Origin of the sequence: Streptococcus sp. M334, from assembly GCF_000187745.1 — a bacterium.
Classification (GTDB): domain Bacteria; phylum Bacillota; class Bacilli; order Lactobacillales; family Streptococcaceae; genus Streptococcus.
In genome coordinates this window covers 1-516 of the sequence record NZ_GL732517.1, presented here as the reverse complement: position 1 = coordinate 516, position 516 = coordinate 1, and the positions used below count along the sequence as shown (strand labels likewise).

The 516-nt window shown below is 52.3% G+C and carries 1 pseudogene; it reads left to right on the top strand.

Features of this window, described 5'->3' with window-relative positions:
* Window positions 1-516: pseudogene (locus HMPREF0851_RS15405) on the top strand (hypothetical protein); the annotation flags it as partial.

Here is a 516-nt window from a genome sequence, read left to right as displayed (position 1 = left end):
CCAATCGGCTTCAACAAGCGCAAGCCAATCAGCCAGCACAAGTGCGAGTCAATCAGCTTCAACAAGTGCCAGTCAATCAGCCAGCACGTCAGCTAGTCAGTCAGCATCAACAAGTGCCAGTCAATCAGCCAGCACGTCAGCTAGTCAATCGGCATCAACAAGTGCGAGCCAATCAGCCAGCACGTCAGCTAGTCAGTCAGCATCAACAAGTGCAAGTCAATCAGCCAGCACGTCAGCTAGCCAGTCGGCATCAACAAGTGCAAGCCAATCAGCCAGCACGAGCGCAAGTCAAAGTGCTTCAACCAGTGCAAGCCAATCAGCCAGCACATCGGCATCTGAATCAGCTTCAACAAGTGCAAGCCAATCAGCCAGCACAAGTGCGAGTCAATCGGCATCAACAAGCGCAAGCCAATCAGCAAGCACATCAGCTAGTCAGTCAGCTTCAACAAGTGCGAGCCAATCAGCCAGCACATCAGCTAGTCAATCGGCATCAACAAGTGCAAGCCAATCAGCCAG